A 7,039-nucleotide genomic window follows, 5' to 3' on the forward strand; every position below is an offset into this window, starting at 1 on the left:
CAAATACCTTGTGATCCCAGCTTTCAACGCATTTAAAATTCCAGATAACATTCCTGATGAACTAGCATCAATCTTTGACCCATTCGGTAATGCAGTACACACAGCGTTGTCGTTTGACTTAGTCGGTGAAGACGTATTAATCACAGGTGCTGGCCCAATTGGTATCATGGCAGCTGCTGTTGCCAAACACGTGGGTGCACGTCATGTGGTTATCACCGATGTGAACGAATACCGTCTAGATTTAGCGCGTAAAATGGGCGCGACTCGTGCTGTAAACGTAGCAACTGAAAAGCTTGAAGATGTAATGAAAGAGCTTGGCATGACTGAAGGCTTTGATATTGGTCTTGAAATGTCAGGTGTGCCAGTAGCATTTAACAGCATGCTAAACAACATGAATCACGGTGGTAAAATTGCCATGTTAGGTATTCCACCTTCAGATATGGCGGTTGATTGGAACCAGGTTATTTTCAAAGGTCTAATCATTAAAGGGATTTATGGCCGTGAAATGTTTGAAACTTGGTACAAGATGGCAAGTCTAATTCAGTCAGGCCTTGATCTGAAACCAATTATCACTCACCAGTTCTCTGTGGATGACTTCCAAGCAGGCTTTGATACAATGATTTCAGGCCAATCAGGTAAAGTAATCCTCAACTGGGATTAACACCGAATAATTTTATAAGGCGGCTTTGGCCGCCTTTTTAGTTTAGAGAGTACTATGTCGTATAAACATATTTCAGTGAGCGAAACATTTGCGCTGTTAGATAAAGAAGAGGTTGTGATTGCTGATATTCGCGATCCTAACTCATTTCAAACGGGTCATATCCCAGGTGCTGAGCATTTATCAAATGCTAACATCAGCGATTTTATGATGCATAAAGAGTTTGATCAACCAATCATCATCGTTTGTTATCATGGTGTGAGTTCTCAAGGTGCTGCGAGCTATTTAGTAGAGCAGGGGTTTGAAGACGTATACAGCATGGATGGTGGCTTTACAGCTTGGCAAGCACAACTTCCGGAGCACATTGAACGATGATTGAGTTGGGTAGCATAAATAATCCTCGCGCCGCACAAGGCTTTATAGATTACATAAAAAGTAAGGGCTTACATGGAGAGCTGCGCTCGCAAGATGGACAAACAGTGATTATTTGTGTTGCTCCAGAGCACTTTCATCAAGCTCAGCCTCTTTGGCAGGAGTTTGCGGCTAACCCTCATGACGAAAAATACCAACAAGCTTCATGGCAGGTGGGCAGTACACAATCGCCTCTGTCATATCAAGGCCAATCACTTAATTTAAAAGCCCGTTTTAAGGCATTAAGCTGGCTAAACCGTACAGTTACTCTAGTCTCGATAGCTATATTTGTGGCCTTCTTATTGGGTGGTTTTGAAACTATTTACAGTATGTTGCAGTTTAATCCTGCACAGCCTCTAACTTGGTTTACACCTGCCATTGTGCACTTTAGCGCTATTCATCTGATTTTTAATCTGATCTGGTGGATGACGCTGGGTAACGATATAGAAAAACACAGCGGTAAATTAACCTTAGTGGGTTTATTTTTAGTGACGGCATTCATTAGTAACTGGGCACAGTTTTTAGTTGTTGGGCCTAACTTTGGTGGTTTAAGCGGCGTTGTGTATGGCTTACTTGGTTTTTGTTGGATCTACAGCGTAATGAGGCCAACAGAGCCGCCACTAGTAAGTAATAGCATCGTTGGTTTTATGTTGGTTTGGCTTATTCTAGGCTTTGTAGATATGTTGCCTGTGAGTATGGCGAACTGGGCGCATTTAGCGGGGTTATTGGCTGGTATGGCTTATGCTGTGTCAGATAAGCTTCTTTCACGCAAATAATCGCGTAAACAAAAATGGCGGCTTATGCCGCCATTTTACAATTAATGGTATAAATACTTAGTAAATAACACTTCTCGGACAATCTCTTGTCCTGTTTCTTGTTTTAGTAGTGCTTTTAGCTTTTCGGTACAGCGCTTTCTGATTTCTTCGCGGCCGGTCAGCGATTTAATGTTTTCTTCTGGCTCTTTCGAGAGTATTTCAACAATCGCATCACGCAATAGTGGAGTGTGGTGTTCTACGATTGCGATATCAGAGTAGATCATTGAGCATGAGATCCACTGTAATACGAACATAGCCAAGTTTTTTATTACCTTGACCTATGTAGTTAGTGATGATGTCAGGCTCAAAACCAAAGTAGCCAACATTTGATTCAGCGCGAACAGACCAACTTGTTGCAGTAACAAGTAGCATGCTTATCAAGTAAATTGATAACAATGATTTTTTCATAGTTAAGAATATTCCACCCTTTCAATGATTTTTAGTCTATACCCAAATTCACTTAAGATACAGGCTGTTCTGCGTTTTTTAACCCAGCTTGAGATTAAATCATGACTTTTGCCAAACGTGCAGCAGTGATATCATTTGCACGGTTTTTAAAAATAATGAGTCGTTGTGATCACATTCCCAGTTTCATTAGCTGCAAATTGGCAGCCTGCTTCAGCATTTCCAGATTTGACGCAACAACAGCAAAGTTGGTTGCTTGAAGCTGGGTCATTAACAGCTAAGCTTAAAAGTCACTGTCAGGTCTTTTCAGTTGAAGTTTTAAACGAAGCACCCTTTGACCTAACCGCGCGAGCAACAAGCGTTACTCAATACCTCTCTAAGTCAGGCTTTAAACCGCGAAGTGTTACTTCTATGCGATGGTAAACCAATGGTTTATGCACAAAGCTGGTTGCCGGCAGATGATACATTAAAAAAGCAGCAGTTACTAAGTATGGGAACAAGGCCGCTTGGGGGATGTTATTTTTCAAGACCCAAGCTTATCGCGCACTGAAATAGAAGTTGCTGAGTTTTCACAGCAGCACGGTATTCAAGCTTTAACAGCTGAAATAGGCTACTCTTCACAAGCATTGTGGGGAAGGCGCAGTGTTTTTAGCTTATCTAATGCTCATTTTCTCGTGGCTGAAGTATTCTTACCTGGAGCGTATATTTACCTATGAAGCTAGCTGCACTTAAGGTCGCACATATAGCTTACTATAAGCAGTTAATGCGTACCGATAAGCCTATTGGCACCTTGTTGCTATTGTGGCCTACTTACTGGGCGCTGTGGCTTGCTCGAGCTTGGCACGCCTAGCTTATTAAATTTTGTGGTATTTAGTTTGGGTGTCTTTGTGATGCGCAGTGCTGGGTGTGTAATTAATGACTTTGCCAATCGTAAAATAGATGGCTCTGTTAAGCGCACAGCCCAGCGACCGCTGGCAGCAGGTTTGGTATCAAGTGGTGAAGCTCTGAGCTTATTTGTACTGCTTATTGTGGTGGCCTTTGGTTTAGTATTAACACTAGGGTGGTCAACGATTTTACTGTCGTTTGGTGCCTTAGCACTGGCGTTCTGTTATCCATTTATGAAGCGCTACACCCAGCTGCCGCAAGTTGTGCTTGGCGCGGCATTCAGCTGGGCTATTCCAATGGCCTATATGGCATCGATTGGCTCAGTGCCATTAGAAGCCTGGCTCCTATTTACCGCGAATCTTGTGTGGACTGTGGCTTATGACACCATGTATGCCATGGTTGATCGAGATGATGACTTAAAGATTGGCGTTAAATCGACGGCAATCTTGTTTGCCAGCTATGACAGACACATCATCTTTTTACTCAATGCCTTGTTTATTGCGATTCTTGCTTACATAGGTATGAGTCATCAGCTTGGCTTGCCTTATTGGCTGGGCTTAGCTGCAGCGGTTGGTTTTTTACTTTATCAACATACGCTTATTCATAAACGAGAGCGAGAGTCCTTGCTTCAAAGCATTTTTGAATAATCACTATGTGGGGTTAGTGATTTTTATCGGTTTAGCAGCATCCTTGCCACTGTCCATTTTAATTATCTTGGTGGGTCGATAATACCGCTGATTGAGGCATTTTTTCTGAACCAACCCGCAATTGAGTAGCGTACATCGTTTGCGGGTAATACTTCATGCATAAAGCGTTCGCTTTCAAACATCACCAATAAGCCCGCTTGAGGTTTAATGACTATTTCAATCTCTTTACTCTTTGGTTTGTAGATCACCAATTCACCGCCAGATTCTGGCGTATTTAAGTAACAAACCGTTGTAAAAATGCGATTAGAACGGCCTTTGAAGGCATCATAGTGCTTTTTATAAAAGTCACCTTGTTGATACTTTGCATAATGGCATTCATAGTCAAATAAGCCTAAATAAAAGCCACGGTTTAACTGTGTCTTTATTGCTTCCATGGTCGCCAGATAAGTAATTTGTGCTTGGCTTGAGCTATCAAACCAAAAGGTTTTATCTTTACGCACAGTTTTATCTATTTGTTGGTCGTTTAATCGGCCAATACCTGCGGTATGAAAATGCGGATTAATGCGATAGCAATCGGCAATTAAATCAGCAATTAAGCTTTCATTAATCGCGTTTTCAACAACAGCATAACCAGTACGTTCAATAGCATCTAAGTATGTGTCGGTAATAAGCGGTGCGGTCATTCATGTGCACAATCAAAAAAAGGTGCGTAAGTGTATATGAAAAATTGTGTGATGCACGCTTTTTATGCAGTAAAAATGAAGAAATAAAAAAGAATAGGCTAGCCTGATTAATTACAGGCTAGCGGTAGATTAAATAGCTTCTAACCTTGGCTTGAAAGGGCCGTTTTTTCAATAGGAATCGAGTAAGTGGCTAACGTGAGAATTCTCATTGATTTGTTGGTTTGTTTGGATTATTAGCTGGTCGTGTGCGATACCTTTATTAGTTTTTAATAATAGTAACTCCGGATCAGATGACACACTATTAGCATGCTCAATGCTGGCAATCGCGATATGGTTTGATTTTTTCAGACCATCCATAACTTGTTCAATACTGCCTACTTTGATGCTTGATGTCTTATCAAAAGAATCAATTGCATCGTTTAGCATAGATTGCACTTGTTTTGACTGTGAAAAACAGCTGTACATAGGGTAGTCAGCTAAGTCGCGTTTACTAATGTCACTTTTATTTGCAAGCGGGTGATTTTTAGCCACGAAAATGATTAGTTGATCAGGTAAATGTATATCGCTGCCAATGCTGTTCATCGCTTGCGAACATACACTGATATCAATTTCACCTAATTGCAGTTTACGTACTAGCTCACTTTGCTCTTGCAGCTGCATCTCGATTTTCACATGAGGGTACTGCGCTAAAAACTGACCGCAAGAAACAGGCACAACCGTGCTCGCTTTGTTGGTGTAGCCAATAATCAGTTTTTCACTTGCGCAGCCGTTTAATGATTCAAATAAATGCTTCTTGGTTTCTTCAAGATTGTCGAGAGTTTGTTTTGCATACTCTAGGAAAAGCTCACCTTCTTTGGTTAACTTTACTGAGCGAGTAGAGCGAGTAACTAGCTCATAACCAATTTCATCTTCAAGTGTTTGAATACTTCTAGTTAATGCAGAAGTGCTTATTTGAGTTTTCTCTGCAGCTTGGCGGAAATGCCTTAGCACGCCTAATGCTACGAATTGTTCAAGTTGTTCAAATCTCACTTTAATAGTCCCTTGTTATAAGTAAGCCCTACATCCAGGCGGTACAATTTTACATCACGAGAGGCATAGTAAAGTATTGTACCCGTATTGGGAAGTACTTGTTTTACAGAAAAGTTACATCAATCAGGATAACGTTCCTTAATTTCTAAGAAAAGCGCTAAATTTTCAAGTAGGCTGATCGACTAAAATTGGATCAAAATGTTTCCCACGTTGCTCTTTTATCAATGAGAGAGCATCATCGAGTGGCCATGCTTTTTTGTAGCATCGGTCACTGCAAAGTGCGTCAAATACATCTGCAATTGCAGTAATTCGACCAACAATATCGATATTATCACCAATTAGTCCTTGCGGATAACCAGTTCCATCCCATTTTTCATGGTGTTGGTAGGAAATTAAGGCCCCACAGTTTAATATTTCGTTTGTTGAGTTTTTTAGTATTTCATAGCCAGTTTCGGCATGAGTTTTCATTATTTCCCATTCTTCATCAGTGAGTTTACCTGGCTTATTTAGAATGTTGTCTGGAATACTAATTTTACCAATATCATGTAATGGTGAAGCCAGTTTAATGATTTCACAGCGGAACGAATCCAAGCCATATAATTTTGCGAGTAACTCACTGTACAAAGCGACACGTTTAACATGTGAGCCAGTTTCCTTTGAGCGCTTTTCGACTGCTTCGCCAAGAATATACGACAACTCTTTTTGTGACTCTTTGACCATTTCTCTAAGCTTTAAGTTGTCATAAGCAAGTGCGATATTATTGGCGTAAAATTCTAGCAGTTGATAGTCTGTATTTTGCAGTTTTGAACCTTTATTGACATACAACATAGTTTCAAGGCCTGCTTTTGTTGGAAAGTAGCCAATGTAATCTGTGCTGTTTTTTAAAGACGATTTTCTTTCATGTGCATCAATAAATAAGTTTTTTACATCCTCCAGGAATTTTATTTTTACATGGAGTTGGCTCAACACCTGAAGCGGCAAGTAATTGAAAGTCATTAGCTGGCGATGATTGCAGGTTAACCGCAGCGGCACAATATATTTCTCTGTCACTTATCCCCATTACGTTAGTAAAGGTGCTGGAGTCTTGTGTCCCAGTTACCAGGTTAACCTTAGCAATACGTAACATAACGACGGTTAGATTCACCTCTTACACAGCACCTCCATTGGGCCGATAGGTTTTCAAGTGGCTGAAGCCGCCAAGCTTTACTTTTTTAGTTACATTGCCGGTTACTTGGTTCGTAAGCGTGAAGAAGTTCAAGAAAACTTAAAAGGCTTTGCTAAGCCCATTGCAGTATTCGCGGTTTATGCATTGCTTATTTTGAAGCAACCTGATTTAGGCACCGTGGTGGTGATGTTCGTTACGACGGTGGGTTTGCTATTTTTGGCGGGCGCTAAGTTATGGCAGTTTTTTATGCTGATCTTACGGGATCGGCTTGATAGTGGTACTCATCGTGTTCGAACCTTACAGGTGCTGTGTAAGAGGTGAATCTAACCGTCGTTAACCTT

General features: G+C 40.9%; 5 protein-coding genes and 5 pseudogenes. 6 read left to right on the top strand and 4 right to left on the bottom strand.

What is annotated here, in order from left to right:
• The 3 genes from tdh to glpG form a co-directional block, all read left to right on the top strand.
• On the top strand, window positions 1-661 hold a 661-nt coding region (gene tdh, locus ACXAC4_RS20855; RefSeq protein WP_475165098.1), incomplete at its 5' end, for an L-threonine 3-dehydrogenase.
• A gap of 54 nt (window positions 662-715) precedes the next feature.
• Complete coding sequence (gene glpE, locus ACXAC4_RS20860) at window positions 716-1,033, top strand: thiosulfate sulfurtransferase GlpE (RefSeq protein WP_138599653.1); 318 nt, start codon at window positions 716-718, stop codon at window positions 1,031-1,033.
• Window positions 1,030-1,845, top strand: coding sequence for a rhomboid family intramembrane serine protease GlpG (glpG, locus tag ACXAC4_RS20865; RefSeq protein WP_475165101.1), 816 nt, complete (start codon window positions 1,030-1,032; stop codon window positions 1,843-1,845). The genes glpE and glpG overlap by 4 nt, the downstream gene beginning before the upstream one ends.
• 41 nt (window positions 1,846-1,886) lie before the next feature.
• Here glpG and ACXAC4_RS20870 read toward each other — a convergent pair.
• Window positions 1,887-2,256 (bottom strand): annotated as a pseudogene (locus tag ACXAC4_RS20870) (flagellar basal body-associated protein FliL).
• A gap of 201 nt (window positions 2,257-2,457) precedes the next feature.
• Between ACXAC4_RS20870 and ACXAC4_RS20875 the strand changes: the two are divergent.
• A pseudogene (locus ACXAC4_RS20875) lies at window positions 2,458-3,005 on the top strand (chorismate--pyruvate lyase family protein).
• Window positions 3,002-3,903: pseudogene (ubiA, locus tag ACXAC4_RS20880) on the top strand (4-hydroxybenzoate octaprenyltransferase). The pseudogenes ACXAC4_RS20875 and ubiA overlap by 4 nt, the downstream one beginning before the upstream one ends.
• On the opposite strand, the gene ACXAC4_RS20885 reads toward ubiA, so the two are convergent.
• The 3 genes and pseudogenes from ACXAC4_RS20885 to ACXAC4_RS20895 form a co-directional block, all read right to left on the bottom strand.
• On the bottom strand, window positions 3,884-4,504 hold the full coding sequence (locus ACXAC4_RS20885; RefSeq protein WP_054551070.1) for a 2OG-Fe(II) oxygenase: 621 nt from the start codon (window positions 4,502-4,504) through the stop codon (window positions 3,884-3,886). The pseudogene ubiA and the gene ACXAC4_RS20885 overlap by 20 nt on opposite strands.
• A 168-nt stretch (window positions 4,505-4,672) precedes the next feature.
• Window positions 4,673-5,533: a LysR family transcriptional regulator gene (locus tag ACXAC4_RS20890; protein ID WP_475165103.1), complete on the bottom strand. Its 861-nt coding sequence runs from the start codon at window positions 5,531-5,533 to the stop codon at window positions 4,673-4,675.
• Between the two features lie 119 nt (window positions 5,534-5,652).
• A pseudogene (locus ACXAC4_RS20895) lies at window positions 5,653-6,596 on the bottom strand (HD domain-containing phosphohydrolase); the annotation flags it as partial.
• A 99-nt stretch (window positions 6,597-6,695) separates the two neighbouring features.
• Here ACXAC4_RS20895 and ACXAC4_RS20900 point away from each other — a divergent pair.
• Window positions 6,696-7,002 (top strand): annotated as a pseudogene (locus tag ACXAC4_RS20900) (FtsW/RodA/SpoVE family cell cycle protein); the annotation flags it as partial.
• Window positions 7,003-7,039: the final 37 nt, after the last annotated feature.

This window comes from Pseudoalteromonas sp. AWM4_233, assembly GCF_056158285.1.